11 protein-coding genes are annotated in these 14,922 nt (G+C 63.8%); 8 read left to right on the forward strand and 3 right to left on the reverse strand.

Annotated elements, in window-relative coordinates:
- The 8 genes from B8115_RS05810 (at position 1) to B8115_RS05845 (ending at position 10,626) form a co-directional block, all read left to right on the forward strand.
- On the forward strand, positions 1 to 1,986 hold the full coding sequence (locus B8115_RS05810; RefSeq protein WP_010626820.1) for an aconitate hydratase: 1,986 nt from the start codon (positions 1 to 3) through the stop codon (positions 1,984 to 1,986).
- A 240-nt stretch (positions 1,987 to 2,226) separates the two neighbouring features.
- The gene (locus B8115_RS05815) at positions 2,227 to 2,640 is read left to right on the forward strand and encodes a Na-translocating system protein MpsC family protein (RefSeq protein ID WP_010626821.1); all 414 of its coding nucleotides are present in this window, start codon (positions 2,227 to 2,229) and stop codon (positions 2,638 to 2,640) included.
- A 164-nt stretch (positions 2,641 to 2,804) separates the two neighbouring features.
- Entirely contained in the window at positions 2,805 to 3,827 is a 1,023-nt protein-coding gene (locus tag B8115_RS05820; RefSeq protein ID WP_010626822.1) for a Nif3-like dinuclear metal center hexameric protein, read from the forward strand.
- A gap of 105 nt (positions 3,828 to 3,932) precedes the next feature.
- The gene (locus B8115_RS05825) at positions 3,933 to 5,054 is read left to right on the forward strand and encodes a hypothetical protein (protein WP_010626823.1); all 1,122 of its coding nucleotides are present in this window, start codon (positions 3,933 to 3,935) and stop codon (positions 5,052 to 5,054) included.
- Positions 5,055 to 5,344: 290 nt separating this feature from the next.
- Entirely contained in the window at positions 5,345 to 6,319 is a 975-nt protein-coding gene (locus tag B8115_RS05830) for a tripartite tricarboxylate transporter substrate binding protein (RefSeq protein WP_010626824.1), read from the forward strand.
- A gap of 88 nt (positions 6,320 to 6,407) precedes the next feature.
- On the forward strand, positions 6,408 to 7,922 hold the full coding sequence (locus B8115_RS05835; RefSeq protein ID WP_010626825.1) for a tripartite tricarboxylate transporter permease: 1,515 nt from the start codon (positions 6,408 to 6,410) through the stop codon (positions 7,920 to 7,922).
- A gap of 14 nt (positions 7,923 to 7,936) precedes the next feature.
- A complete protein-coding gene (locus tag B8115_RS05840) occupies positions 7,937 to 8,425 on the forward strand; it encodes a tripartite tricarboxylate transporter TctB family protein (RefSeq protein ID WP_010626826.1) in 489 nt (162 codons plus the stop codon).
- A 197-nt stretch (positions 8,426 to 8,622) separates the two neighbouring features.
- Complete coding sequence (locus B8115_RS05845; RefSeq protein WP_141638528.1) at positions 8,623 to 10,626, forward strand: hypothetical protein; 2,004 nt, start codon at positions 8,623 to 8,625, stop codon at positions 10,624 to 10,626.
- A gap of 57 nt (positions 10,627 to 10,683) precedes the next feature.
- Here B8115_RS05845 and B8115_RS05850 read toward each other — a convergent pair whose 3' ends face one another.
- From B8115_RS05850 to B8115_RS05860, 3 genes are read right to left on the reverse strand one after another with little or no spacing between them, the layout of a single operon-like run.
- Positions 10,684 to 12,201, reverse strand: a complete 1,518-nt coding sequence (locus tag B8115_RS05850; RefSeq protein ID WP_010626828.1) for a malonyl-CoA synthase — start codon at positions 12,199 to 12,201, stop codon at positions 10,684 to 10,686.
- Positions 12,198 to 13,574: a malonyl-CoA decarboxylase gene (locus tag B8115_RS05855; RefSeq protein WP_010626829.1), complete on the reverse strand. Its 1,377-nt coding sequence runs from the start codon at positions 13,572 to 13,574 to the stop codon at positions 12,198 to 12,200. The genes B8115_RS05850 and B8115_RS05855 overlap by 4 nt, the downstream gene beginning before the upstream one ends.
- Before the next feature lie 12 nt (positions 13,575 to 13,586).
- A complete protein-coding gene (locus B8115_RS05860) occupies positions 13,587 to 14,921 on the reverse strand; it encodes a TRAP transporter large permease (protein WP_010626830.1) in 1,335 nt (444 codons plus the stop codon).
- Position 14,922: the final 1 nt, after the last annotated feature.

Here is a 14,922-nt window from a genome sequence, read left to right on the forward strand (position 1 = left end):
ATGACGGCACCATCCACGCCCCTCAACCTGGCCCAGCAGCTGATTCGCGACCATCTCGTCGAAGGCGAGATGACGCCGGGCAGCGAGATCGCCCTGCGCATCGATCAGGCTCTGCTGCAGGACGTGCTCGGCACCTTGGTGATGCTCGAGCTCGAAGCCATGGGGCTAGATCTGGTGAAGACCGAGCCCAGCGTGCAGTACATCGATCACGGCCTGGTCCAGGCAGACAACCTCAACGCCGAGACCTACCTGTTCCTCAAGAGTGCCTGCGAGCGCTTCGGCGTGTGGTACTCCGGGCCGGGCAACGGCATCAGCCATCCGGTGCATATGGAACACTTCGGCATTCCCGGCCAGTCCATCGTCGGTTGCGACAGCCACACCACCGCGGCCGGCTCGCTGGGCATGCTGGCCATCGGGGCCGGCGGCATCGAAGTCGCCATGGCCATGGCCGGCGAGCCGCTCTACCTGACCATGCCCGAGATCTGGGGCATCCGCTTGGAGGGTAGTTTGCCCGACTGGGTCTCGGCCAAGGATGCGGTTCTCGAGTTGCTGCGGCGTCATGGGGTGGCCGGCGGCAAGAACACCATCATCGAGTACTACGGCCCGGGCCTGGCGAATCTCTCCGCCATGGACCGCCACGTACTGGCCAACATGGGTACCGAGATGGGGGCTACCGCCACGGTCTTTCCCTGCGACGAGGAGACTCGGCGCTTCCTCGCGTCCCGCGGCCGCGAGGCGGACTGGAAGCCGCTGGCGGCCGAGCTCGGCTGCACCTACGACCGCGAAGAGGTGCTCGACCTGTCATCTCTCGAGCCGTTGATCGCGTTACCCTCCAGCCCCGACAAGGTGGTGCCGGTGCGCGAGGTGGTCGGTGAGCCGCTGCATCAGGCCTACATCGGCTCCTCGGGCAATCCCGGCTATCGCGATTTCGCCGTGGTGTCTGAAATGGTACGTGGGCGCACCGTGGCGGATGGGGTCTCGTTGGATATCAATCCTTCATCGCGCCAAGTGCTGGCAACGCTGATCCGCGAGGGGTATCTGGCCGATCTCGTAGCGAGCGGGGCGCGGCTGCACCAGACCGGCTGCAACGGCTGTATCGGCATGGGCCAGGCCCCGGCGGTAGGGCGCAACAGCCTGCGTACCGTCCCGCGCAACTTTCCGGGACGCTCTGGCACCCGTGAGGACAGCGTTTTCCTGTGCAGCCCGGAGACCGCAACCGCCTCAGCGTTGGCCGGCACCATCGCCGACCCGCGCAGCCTCGACATGCCCTATCCTCGCATCGCCGAGCCCGCGCAGATGGTGGTCAACCGCGATGTGTTCGTGCCGCCGCTGCCGCTTGCCGAGGCACGTCTCAAGCCGCTGCAGAAAACCGACAACACCCCGGCTCTGCCTGAACTCACCGTACTGCCCGATACTCTTGAGATTCCGGTACTGCTGGTAACTGGCGATAACATCTCCACTGACGACATCATGCCGGCGGGGCAGCGGGTCATGCCCTACTGGAGCAGCGTCTACGCCTCGGCGCCGTTCACCTTCGAGGCAGTGGACGCGGACTATGCCCGGCGTGCCGAAGCGACACGAGAGTTCGGTGGCCACGCCATCGTGGCCGGTCACAACTACGGCCAGGGCTCGAGTCGCGAGAACGCCGCGCTGGTGCCGCGTTATCTGGGTTTGCAGGTAGTGCTGGCCAAGAGCTTCGCGCGCATTCACTGGCAGAATCTGATCTGCTTCGGCGCCTTGCCGCTCACCTTCGTGGATGAGCGCGATGGCGGGCGGCTGGAGCAGGGCGACAGCTTGGTGATACGCGACCTGCACGCCCAGCTTGCCGCCGGGGCCGAACTCACCGCTGAGGTGGTGGGCAAGGGCACACTACGCCTGCACCACGGTCTGACGGCGCGTCAGCGTGAGCAGCTCGCTAGCGGCGGGGTCATCAACCATATTCGTCGCGCTAAAGGCGCCTCGGCGGGAGCGGCAGGCGCATCGTGATCGAAAGATTGGTATACCGAAGGGGCGCGTTGGCTGGGCCCTTGAATGTTCCCGGTGGGCCATGTTTCGTTGCAGTCACAACCTCGATCGTCGCGGTGTTCAAAGAGATAGGCCAATAACGAATAATCGATTATTTCCTGTTGACAGATTTTTACCGCTTGACTAGGCTGGAGCTTGCATGAGATTGGTATACCAGATGTTCTCTGGTAGCCAGCCGAATCGAGATTGAGGTCGACCCCCATGAGCGCCTTGAGCAGCGACTTCTCGAGCACAGGTTCCACACATGCCGATACCTCGGGTATCGGTTCCCTGGGCCAGCTCAAGCAGGAACTGATCAAGGACTACAATGAGGTCAACCATCGCATCTTCGGTATCGGCGTGGTGCGCCAAAAGGTGGACATCCAGGGCGACAGGATTCTCGTCATCGCCCTGCACAAGCGGGTACCGGCGCTCGGCTACCTCAACGTGCTCAACAGCAACGTGAGCGAGCTGGCCGACCACTATCTCATCAAGGGATTCAAGCACGAGTTCAAGCAGCTGCTGGTGGCGAAGTACGGCTTCGAGGTCCTGTCCATCTTCAAGGACTACGACGCCCAAGCCGAGCTTTCTGCCACGGTGGTGGTACTGAAGAAGGATGTGCGCGACTACCTCTGACGCTTGGGCGTCGGGCCTGGTCCGCAACTCCGCAGGCAAGACTGACTGGTGATGTGAACTCGCCCTGAGAAGGCGAGTGCTCGAGACCGTCAGCGCAGTGGGAGGCTTTACGCCTCTCGCTGTGCTGGCGGTCTTTTTTTATGGCTGATGCGAGGAGAACAACGATGGCCAAGGTAGCGGATATCGTCAATGCGATGAGCGTGATCACGGGCGGCAGGACGGTGTCGTCCATGGAGGAGGTGAAGAGCGGCAAGCACCCCTTCGTGATCATGAAATCGTCGGGAATCTACGGCAAGGAGGTGCTGGAGATTCCGGGGCTGATCTACGGCGACCCGAACAAGGAGGTGAAGAAGGTCGCCGTGTGCATGACCATGACGGAGCTGGTGATCGAGCTGGCCGGGGCCACCGGGGTGGATGCCGTGGTGGCGCATCACCCCATCGCCGACGCCGCCAGCTGTGGCGGGGTGACGCTGAAAAACTATCTCGATCTTTACGACGTAGCGGGGCTGGAGTGCCACGAGGCGTTCCACGGTCTGCATCCCGGCATTCCCTTCCTGCATGGGCACAAGGTGGAGAAGGGCAGCATTTCCTACGGTGGCGTTCACGGCAACATCATGTTCGTGGGGCGTGCCTTGCCGGGTGTTGCCACCCTGGGTGACATCCTCGACCGACTGGATGGCTTCATGGCGCTGAACCAGGACCGTGCCCTGCTGGCCGAGGAGCGTCTGGTACGCGGCATCGAGGAGATTCGCGAGACCAGCGTCGAGACCCGGGGCTTCATCCATCTGGGCGATCGGGATAGCCCGGTCGAGCACATCCTGCACATCTTTCCGCACACCGGCTTCTCCCCGGAGAACCTGCGCCAGGCGGTGGCCGAAAACCCCGGGGTGGATACCGTGCTGGCCTCGATCAGCCGCGTCTACGCCGGCCATGCGCTGATCGAGACGGCCCGGGAGCTGGGCCTCAACTTCCTGGTCGGCAACTGTCACGTCATGGAGATCCTCGAGAACGGCTTGCCCCTGGCCTACGCCCTGGACGAGCTGCTCGAAGGCGTGGAAGTGGTGCTGTTCCGCGATCGGGTCACCTCCACGCCGGTGCGTCGGGTGGGCAACGAGGCGATGCAGGCCTATGCGCGGGAGATGTCGGCGAGCCACCTGCTGGGCAAGCATGCATTGAGCGAGACATGACGGCACCACTTGCCGTTATGCTCTCCCCAAGCGCCCATTCAATAACAGTTCATTTAATAACAGTCATTCAATAACGGTCCATTCAATAACAACAGAGGCACTGTCATGAAAACCACCGTGACTACCCCTGAAGACTCCAGCCCGGACAAGAAGGAGCTCGGGCTACCGGCCAACAAGCGGGCGTGGAAACGCATCGAAGTGGTCGGCATCGTGCTGCTGTGCATCTGCCTGTTGATGCTGCTGCTCTCACCCACCAGCCTCTCGGGGTTGTTCAACGCGATCCTCAACTCCGTGCGACCGGTAGTGGTGGACGTCTTCCTTACCGGCGTGGTCGGCACGGCCATCATCGTCAGCGTGATCATCGGCAGGCTGCTGGAGCGGCTGGGCTTCACCGATGCACTAGTGCGCATCTTCGTGCCCGCCATGAAGCTGCTGGGCGTCAATCCGGCGGTGATCATCCCGAGCGTCTACAACATCTTCGGCGACATCAACGCGGCGGGTAAGATCTCCGGCCCGATCCTCAAGAAGGCGGGGGCGACCAAGGACGAACAGAAGCTGGCCGTGGCCACCATGGTGCAGTCGCAGCAGTCGTTCTCCACCTTCATGCTGGGACTGATGGCGCTGACCTTTGCCGGGGTGAACGTCTTTGCCGTGGTGCTGCTGGCGGTGTTCCTGCCTCTGGTGATCGTGCCGCTGATTCTCTCCAAGGTGCTCTACCGTGACGTCAAGCGGGTCGAGATCGGCCACCTGCCGACCTTCACTCCCGAGCGCGACTTCATGCCCACGCTGTTCAGCGCCGCGCGGGAGGGCGTGGAGCTGCTGCTGCTGATCCTGATTCCCGCCGTGGCATTGGTTTTCGCGGTGATCGGCGTGCTCGACTACATCGGCGTCTGGGCACCCATCGAGACGGGCCTGGGCAAGGTCATGCTGCTGTTCAACATCCATCCGGAAACCGGCGTGCTGTCGGTGCTGGTGAGCCCGACCCTGGCCATGGGGCAGCTGCAGAACATTGCCGCCGATCTCGACCCCTCGCTGGTGGTAGGGTCGTTCGTGTTGGCTTCCTCCGGCCTGCCGCTCTCCGCCGTGTTCGGCCAGGTGCCGGTGGTGTGGGCGGAGAGCTCCGATCTCACCGAGCGCGAGGCCATGGGCGCCGCGGTGCTGGGCATCGTCATGCGCCTGGGTACCGCCTTCCTGATTGCCTTCTTCGTCACGCCGCTGGTGGTGTAAGACATATTACCCGGTGCCACTGCCTGTCCGGCAGTGGCACCGATCTCTTTTTATTATCCATATCGTTCGAGTCGAATATATCGCAAATTATTCTTCGGTTATTTAGTGTTTAGGTGAAATATATTTAGAGCGTTAATGGCTTTTGCGGTTTTTCCCTCGGAATCGACAACACAATCATAGAAACGGACAAGTCCGGCCCCCTCCAGTTGCATAGGGTTAATAGGAGGACTGTCGCTCTGACTCATGAGCGGTGGTATTTCCATAAGCAACAATAAAGATGGAGCTTCGACATGTCCTTCAAGATGACAAAAACCGCAGTCGCCGTAAGCGCGGCTCTTCTCACGCTTTCCGCAGGAAGCGCTCTGGCCTCGGAGCCCAGCCTGGGCGATGGCCCCATCCGCATCGTGATGCCCTATGGCGCCGGCGGCAGCACCGACATCACGGCCCGCATCATCGCCGCCAATGCCGCGGAGCACTGCGGCAGCCGGATCGATGTGGTCAGCATGCCCGGGGCAGGCGGCATGGAAGGGTTGCAGTTCGTGGCCGATGCCGAGCCCAACGGCCATACCATCCTCATGGCGGACTACTCTGCCACCATTACCCAGACGCTGACCGAGGACACTCCCTGGGAGGTAGAGGACTGGGTTCCCGTCGTGCACCTGACCGACTGGAAACCCACCGTCTACGCCAAGGCCGACCACGCCATCCAGTCCATCGAGGATTGGATCGAGCTGGCCGAGGCCGAGCCCAACAGCCTGGTGTTCGGTCACGCGGATCCGCTCAGCCTGGTGCACCTGCCGCTGGTACTGCTCGAGCTGGAAACCGGCATCCAGAACGTCCACCTGCCGACCACCGGTGGCGGTGAGACTCGCACCATGATCCTGGGCGGGCATATCGACCTGGGCATGACGCTGCCGCCTTCCATCGTCTCCAACGTCAACAATGGCGAAGTTACCGCCATCGGCGTCTTTGCCGATGAGCGCTCCGACGTGCTGCCGGACGTGCCCACCTTCAAGGAAGCCGGCTACGACGTGTCGTTCGAAGCGCCGCTGCTGGTCTACACCTTCTCCTCGGTGGCGGAGTCGATCCAGCAGGAACTCTCCGAGTGCATCATGACGGGGCTCGAAAGCGATACTGCCCAGGCCATGGGGCGTCAGGCCTCGGCAGGACTGGAAAACGTCCAGGGACTCGAGAGCGCTCAGGCCGTCTATCGCGACACCACCGAGCGCGTCAGGGAAGTGCTCGCTGCCATCGGCGAAGGCTGAACCTTACAGGTTGACGCTCCATGAACGGGGCCGGCTTGCCGGCCCCGTCGTGGCGTCGTGATCGTTCCAGCCTCGTGGGAGAGTGCAGATGTTGGATATCGTCATCGAGGCCAGTGCGCTGGCCTTCCATCCCTATGTGTTGATGTACGTTTTCCTGGGAGTGCTGCTGGGTATCACTCTGGGTGCGATCCCGGGCTTGTCGGGTGACATGGCGATTGCCTTGCTGTTGCCCTTCGTGTTTTTCCTCGAACCCGCGCTGGCCATGGGCCTGCTGGTGGGTATCTACAAGGGCGGGCTGTTCGGTGGCTCGATTGCCGCCATTTCCTTCGGTGTGCCGGGCACGCCCGGTGCCGCGGCGACCAGCATTGACGGCTACCAGGCCAAGCTCAAGGGCAATCCGAGCAAGGCGCTGCATACCGCCCTTTACTCCTCCGTCATCGGCGATACCACCAGCGACCTGGTGCTGATCTTCATCGCCGTACCGCTGGCGGCGGTGGCGCTGACCTTCGGGCCCATCGAGTTCTTTGCCCTCTATGCCTTCTCGCTGATTCTGATCGCTGCCCTGAGCCAGGGCATGGTGGCCAAGGGCCTGGCGGTGGCCGCCATTGGCGTGCTGCTGGCGATGATCGGCCGCGACCCCATTACCGGGGCCTCTCGTCTCACCTTCGGCATGCCCGGGCTGTCCGGGGGGCTGAGCCTGATTCCGGTGCTGATCGGCATCTTCGCCATCTCGGAGGTGGTGTTCCAGGGCGCCAAGCTGTGGCGGAGGAAGGTCGACAAGCTGATGGACGACGTGGCCGAGCAGGCCAGCCTGCTGCAGGGCTACGACATCAGCAAGGACAGGCTGACCTGGGCCGAATTCAAGTCGACCCTCAAGGCCACCTATATCGGGGCCGCAGTGGGCACCTTCATCGGCGCGCTGCCGGGGGCGGGGCAGTCGCTGGCGGCCTTCATGAGCTACGGCCTGGCCCAGCGCTTCTCGCGCCGCTCCGAGGAGTTCGGCAAGGGTTCGCTGGAGGGCATCGCCAGCGCCGAGTCCGGCAACAGTGCGACCTGCGGCTCCACCTTCATTCCGCTGTTCGCCTTCGGCATTCCCGGCAGCGCCACCGCGGCGCTATTCGGCGCGGCGTTCATCCTGATGGGCATGACGCCGGGGCCGAGCCTGCTCACCGACCACACGGCGATCATCTATGCGCTGTTCTTCACGCTGATCTTCGCCAATCTGGTGAACCTGCTGCTGGGCAAGATCCTGCTGCCCTATTACTCGCGCATCGCCATGATTCAACCCGGCTACATGATCCCGGCTGTCTTCATCCTGGCGATCGTCGGCACCTTCGCGGCGAACAATTCGGTGATGGACGTGTGGGTGCTGCTGTTCGCCGGTTTGCTCGGTGTGACGCTGAGGCTGATGAGTTTCCCGCTGGCGCCGCTGGTACTCGGCTTCATCATCGGACCCGGGGCCGAGCGGGCACTACGCCAGTCGATGATCATGGGCGGAGGCGACTGGTGGGTGCTGCTCAAGAGCCCCATCGCCATTGGCTTCTACATCGCCGCCTTTGCGCTGATCATGCTATTCACCTTCGCCCTGAGGGCCAGGAAATGAACGAGGGCCGGGAAATGAACCGCACGATGGTGAAAGAGCTGCTTTCGGCAGCCCTGATGCTGACGTTGGGCGTCGCTGGCTTGTTACATATCCAGTACGGTGCCTGGCGACCCGCACCGCTGGTGCCTTCCTACATCATGCCGCAGACGGCGTACTACTTCCTGCTCGCTGCCGGCGTCTGGGTGCTGGCCGCCCTGGGCTTGTTCGCCCTGAAAGGCCGGCTCAGCGCGCTGGAGCGGCCCGGTGCCGAGAACCAGGATCTGGTGGGCGTCGGGGTCGCCGTGGCCTTGATGCTAGGCGGCGCCGTGGTCTACTTCTGGCTGGTGCTCAACGTGGGGTTGGTGGTCGCTACCGTGGCGTTCAATGGCGTGCTGGTGGCCATGCTGGCGCCCAACGCCAGCTACAAGAGCCTGCTGATCGTGCCGCTGCTGGTGGGGGCGGCGGTATGGCTGCTGTTCGTCAGGATGATCGGCGTTACCCTACCGACGCCTCTGCTGTTCTGACTGGGTTGCTTGCAGAGGGTTAGTGGATAAGGTTATTGGAACAGGAGTCGTGGGCCAGGGGTAGTGGAAGAGAAGCAGCGTTGAAACGTTGGGATTGAAGTGGCTCCGGGAGTCGCCGATAAGTTCATTACCGGCAAAGAGCGATGGCCGGAGGCGTTCGTTGCTTCATCTTCCCCTGCCTGAAGGACAACGGCACCATGTTGCTTTCCTCTTTCGATACGTCCCGTCTATCCGGTGAGGTGCCGCCTCAGGTGAGAGCCTGTGGGGAGCGTTTGCAGCATCTCGACGGCTGGCTGGCCACGGTCACCCTGATAGGCAAGGTAACCAGTCCCACCGGAGCCGTCTCGCTGTACGACAGCGTCAACACGACTCGTGAGCGCTTTCGCGCCCTGCGCGAGAAACTCGTGTCCGCGCTGGTGGAAGCCCATGCCGGCGAACTCGAGATGAAACTCGGCTCCCTGGCGCAGGTGGCAGTGGATATTCTGATTCGCAACCTCTTCGAGCGCACCGCCGATGTCGGGTTTCTCGCCACCGACCCGATGCTCAGAGCCTTTCTTGCCGATGGCGAGTCGGCACCGAGCGAGGCGAATCTGGCCGAGCGGCTCGAGGAGTACGTGGCCAAGTATTCGGTCTACGACAACGTCCTGCTGCTCTCGTCCCAGGGCGAGGTACGTTGGGCGCTGCAGGCCTGCCCGGAAGCGCAGCGCGACGCCGCGCTGATGGCAGATCTTGCTCGCAGCAGGGCCGACTATCTGGAGGTCTGCCGCCCCTCACCGCTGCTGCCGGCCCTGCCTGAGGCGCACCTGTTCCTGGCGCCGGTGCTGGCCGATGACCAGCCTGGAAGCCGCTGCCTCGGCCTGCTGTGCCTGAGCTTCAATTTGCAGGACGAGATGGCACGCTTGTTCGACCAGCTCTGCGACGCGCAGCAGCATCTGGTGCTGCTGACACCGGATGGCCATGTCGTTGCTTCCAGTCTGGCAGCCCTGCCTGCCGGGATGTCGTTGGGCGACCCGGGGCGTGGACGGGTTGAGGCCATCACCCTCCAAGGGCGGCGCTACCTTTGTCGCGCGGTGGAGGGGCACCCTTATCAAGGTTATGCCGGGCTGGGCTGGCGTTGCATGGCGCTGCTGGAGCAGAGGGACGCCTTTGCCCGGGGCGATGCCGGTGTGACGACGCTCATGGCCACCGGGGGCGAGGCGACGGCAGATCACCGCCAGGGCGCATTGGCGGAGATTTGCGATGAAGCGGCAGACGTGGCGCAGCGGCTCAGTCTTACCGTGCTCAATGGGCGAATCACTTCGGCGCAGTGCCGACTGACCGAATTGACACCGGTGTTGCAGCAGGTGCGCGAGATCGGTTACCAGACCCGCCAGGTGTTCGACGAATCCATTGCCTCGCTGCAGAACGCGATGACGCAGGTCACTCTGGCGGATGCCGCCATGCGCTCGTTCAGCATGATCGACATCATGGATCGAAACCTCTATGAGCGTGCCAATGACGTACGCTGGTGGGCGCTGGATAACCGCATCCGGCACTGGATGCAGGTTGGCGGCGCGGAAGCCGGCAGGCACATGACCAGGGTGCTGGAGTACATCAACCGTCTTTATACCGTCTATACCAACCTGCTGGTGTTCGATACGGAAGGTGTCATTCGCGCGGTTTCCTCGCCCGAGTCGAGTGCTCTAGTGGGGACTCGTCTGCCTGAGGCGTTGTCGCTGCAGGCCTGCCTTGCTCTGGGTTCGAGCCAAGCCTATGCGGTATCGGCTTTCGCACCCACGCCGCTGTACGATGGCCAGGCCACTTACCTCTACATGGCCAGAGTGACCTCTGCTGAAGATGGCCGGGTGCTGGGTGGCATGGCGACGGTGTTCGACGCTGCCCCGGAGCTGAGCAAGATCGTCACCGACAACCTGCCATCGCCGGCTTCCGCTGGAGCGGCAGCTTTCGGCCTGCTGGTGCAGCCGGATACGACCATCCTTGCCTCCAGTGAGGCTTGCTGGCCGGTGGGGGAGCGGCTGGATGCCTATCTGCCGGTATCCATGGTGGGTATGGCGCCGGGGCAGCGCCGTACCCAATGGCTCGAGCACGGCGGTCGGAGTTATCTGATGGGTTTGACCGCTTCCGCCGGCTATCGGGAATACAAGGTCACCGATGGCTATTGCAACGATGTCATTGCGCTTGCCTGCCTGCCCTTGGCTTGAGGCGACTGCCCACCGACTCGGCCGGTATCCACCGGCCGGCCACGCCTGGTGCGGCTGTCAGCGATAGGTGTCCTGGTACTGCTTGCGCAACTCGTTCTTCTGCACCTTGCCCATGGTGTTGCGCGGCAGGGTATCGACGAAGAACACCCGCTTGGGCTGCTTGTATTTCGCCAGTCGTCCTTCGAGATGGTCGAGCACCTGGCGTTCCCCCAGCGTGACGCCCGGCTGCGACACCACCACGGCAGTGACGCCCTCGCCGAAGTCCGGGTGGGGCAGGCCGATCACCGCCGATTCCACCACGCCTTCCAGCTCGTCGATCACCTGCTCGACCTCCTTGGGATAGACGTTGTAGCCGCCCGAGATCACCAGGTCCTTGTCGCGGCCGACGATGTGCACGTAGCCCTGTTCGTCGGCCATGGCCAGGTCGCCGGTGATGAAGAATCCGTCCTCCAGCAGCTCCTCGCGGGTCTTCTCGGGCATGCGCCAGTAGCCGATGAAGACGTTGGGACCGCGTATCTCGAGCATGCCGATCTCGCCCTGGGGCACCGGCGCATGGGTCTCGCGGTCGGTGATGCGGTACTCCACCCCTGTCAGCGGCATGCCCACGGTGCCGGCGCGGCGCTCTCCGTCGTAGGGGTTGGAGATGTTCATGTTGGTCTCGGTCATGCCATAACGTTCGAGGATGGCGTGCCCCGTCTTGGCCTCGAAAGCCTGGTGGGTCTCGGCGGTGAGCGGCGCCGAGCCGGAGACGAACAGGCGCATGTTGGCGGTCGCTTCCGGGGTGAGGCGCTCATCGGCCACCAGGCGGGTGTAGAAGGTGGGTACGCCCATCATCACCGTGCCGTGAGGCAGCTCCTCGAAGATCACGTCGGCATCGAACTTGGGCAGGAACAGCATGCTCGAGCCCGCCATCAGGGTCACGTTGCAGCCAACGAACAGGCCATGGGTGTGGAAGATGGGAAGGGCGTGGATCAGCCGGTCCGCAGCGGTGAAGCGCCAGGCCTGTACCAGGGTGGCGGCGTTGGAGCCGAGGTTGCGGTGGGTCAGCATGGCGCCCTTGGAGCGGCCGGTGGTGCCCGAGGTGTAGAGAATGGCGGCAAGGTCGTCGTGCTCGCGCGGTTCGATGCCGGTGTACGCTTCGGCACGCTCGGCCAGCGCCAGCAGGCTGCCGTCGGCATCGGTGCCGAGGGTCTCCACCGCGGGGCAGCCGGTCTCGCCGGCCACCGTGCGGGCTTCATCCAAGGCGGCGGGGCGGCAGACGAACAGCGCCGGTTCGGCGTCGTCGAGGAAGTAGCGGATCTCATCGGCGGTATAGCCGGTGTTGAGCGGCAGATAAACGCCGCCCATGCGCAGGCAGGCGAGGTAGAGCAGGATCGCCTCTGGGCTCTTGTCGACCTGCACCGCAACGCGGTCGCCGGGGGCCACGCCCAGCGCTTTCAACGCACCGGCCAGGCGGGCGCTGGCGTCCAGAGCATCGCGGTAGGAGTAGCGCCGACCTTCACGGGTGGTGATGAAGTCGGCGTCGCTACGGTCGCGCATGCGGGCGGCGAAAGTTTCGAAGAGGTTGTGACTCATTTGGCAGGCTCTCCTTTGGCCATTTTCCTGGCGCGGCGATTGAGATCGCGAACTGCATTGGAACATACCACCGTGGCGTTGGCGGTGTAGTTCTCGTGGTTGCGCTCGATGTCGTCGAGTACGTAGAGGTAGTTGACCATGAGTCCTGCGGCCTGCTTCAAGCCCTTGGGTGAGATGTCGCCGAGCCAGTTGATGCGATGCAGCTCGGCGCCGTTGCCGAGGTGGAAGCGGGCCACCGGGTTGAGCGGCAGGCCGCGGGCGTTCTTCTCCTCGACCAGATAGCGGGCGGCAAGCGGCTTGACCACCGCCGCGAGGCGCTCGCTGTGAGCCGGGTCGAGATGCCAGTCGGGGGCGTCCAGCTCGTGCAGCAGCTGGCGCAGCTCGTCGGGCAGAACCTCGTCGTCACGCCGCTCGCCGAGCCAGGCGGCAAAGCCCGGCACCGGCGAAAGCGTGACGAAGTGCTTGAGCTGGGGCAGTTCCAGCTTCAGTTCCTGGACCACCTGTTTGATCAGAAAGTTGCCGAAGGAGATGCCGCGCAGGCCGGTCTGGCAGTTGCTGATGCCGAAGAAGGCGGCGGCATCGGCGGCTTCGGGGTCGTCGATGTCGCGCTCGTCGCTGCGCTCTCCCGAGAGGATGGGCTGGATGCGGTTGGGTAGGCCCCGGCACAGCGCCACTTCGACGAAGATCAGCGGCTCGTCGCCGATGGCGGGATGAAAGAAGGCGAAGCAGCGCCGGTCGCGGGCGTCGAGGCGGCGGCGCAGATCGTCCCAGTCGCGAATCTCGTGCACTGCTTCGTAGCGAATGATCTTCTCCAGAATCGAGGCCGGTGTGTTCCAGTCGATGCGCTTGAGCACCAGGAAGCCGCGATTGAACCAGGAGCCGAACAGGTGGGCGAAGTCGGCGTCGATGGCGGCGAGCTCCTGCTTGTCGCCGCTCCGATCGTGCAGCAGTGTCAGCAAGCCCTCGCGCATGCGCACCAGTTCGTAGGTGCCGTTGGTGGCCAGGTTGAGGCGCCGGAACAGCTCCTGGCGGCGCGGTTCGCAGGCATCGAACAGGGCTTGCAGGCGGGAATTGTCGCGCTGTTCGCGGTAGGCCTCGTAGGCCTGGTCGATGCGCGCCGGATCGGCGGCGAACTCGCTGGCAAGCCCCTCGAAGAAGCGGGTGCGCTCCTCCAGCGTCAGGCGGTTGTACATGGAAAGCGCGCGACTGGCCAGGCTGATGCTCGAGGCCTCACCGTCGCTCTCCAGCAGCGCCCGGCAGGCGGCGAGCACCTGGTCGTGGTCGGGCATGCCGGCCTCGCCCTGGCGCCGCCACAAGCGCGCGTCGCGCTGGGTGATGCTGTTGAACAGCTCCTGCAGGAACGTCATGTTCATATCGGCTCTCCGTCAGCCCATGATCAGGTTGGGCAGCCACAGGGCGATGCCCGGGAAGAAGCACAGCAGGACGATGCCGAGCACCATGCACAGGGCGTAAGGCAGACTGCCCAGCAGGATGTTGCGCAGCGAGATGTCCGGTGCGATGCCCTTGATGATGAACAGGTTCAGGCCCACCGGTGGGGTGATCAGGCCGATCTCCAGGTTGATGGTCAGGATCACCGCGAACCAGTAGGGATCGAAATCGGCGGCCAGGATGATCGGCAGCAGGATCGGTGCGGTCATCACGATCACCGCCACCGGTGGCAGAAAGAAGCCGGCGACGAGCAGGAACAGGTTGATGATGCCCATCAGCACCCAGCGATTCACTTCCATGTTGGCGATGGCGGCGGCCACGGTCTGGGTGATGAACATCGAGGAGAGGGCGTAGGCGAACACTTCGGCGGTGGCGATGACCAGCATGATCATCACGCTCTCGCGCAGGGAGTCGCGCATGATCAGCTTGACCGGTTTGACCTGCCACATGCGGTAGATCAGCACCGCCAGCGCCACGCAGAGGAAGGCACCGACCCCTGCCGCCTCGGAGGGCGTGGCCACACCGCCGTAGAGGGCGAACAGGATGCCGGCAATCACCAGCAGGAAGGGCACTACCCGCACCAGAGCCTTGAGGTTGGTGTCGACGTTGGCCTTGATGTTCTGCTTCACCTGGGCCGCGGCCTGAGCCATGGGGTTGGCGTAACCTCCGGCCAGGCGGCAGGCGATCATGGTCCAGATCATGAACAGACCGGCCAGCATCAGCCCGGGCAACACTCCCGCCATGAACAGGCGGCCGATGGAGGTCTCGGTGGAGATGCCGTAGATGATCATGGTCACCGAGGGCGGGATCAGGATGCCGAGCGTGCCGCCAGCGGCGATACAGCCCGCGGCCACACCGTCGGGATAGCCGCGGGTGCGCATCTCGGGAATGCCCATCTTGCCGATGGCGGCACAGGTGGCCGGCGACGAGCCGGAGAGCGCCGAGAAGATGGTGCAGGCGCCGATGTTGGAAACGGCGAGCCCACCCGGCAGACGGCCCATCCACAGGTCCAGCGAGCGGTAGAGGTCGCGGCCGGTAGGCGAGGAAGCCACGGCGGCGCCCATCAGGATGAACATGGGGATGGCGACGAAGCCGAATTCGGCGATGCGGTCGAAGAAGGTCTCGCCGAAGTAGATCAGCTCCGGCAGACCGCGGTCGTACATCAGCGCCAGCAGCGACACGCCGCCCAGGGCGAAGGCGATGGGTGTGCCGATGGCCATCAACACGATGAGCGCGATGGCGACGATGATGCCCATGGTGATCGGATCCATG

The sequence above is a fragment of the Halomonas sp. KM-1 genome, from assembly GCF_000246875.1.
Taxonomy (GTDB): domain Bacteria; phylum Pseudomonadota; class Gammaproteobacteria; order Pseudomonadales; family Halomonadaceae; genus Halomonas; species Halomonas aerodenitrificans.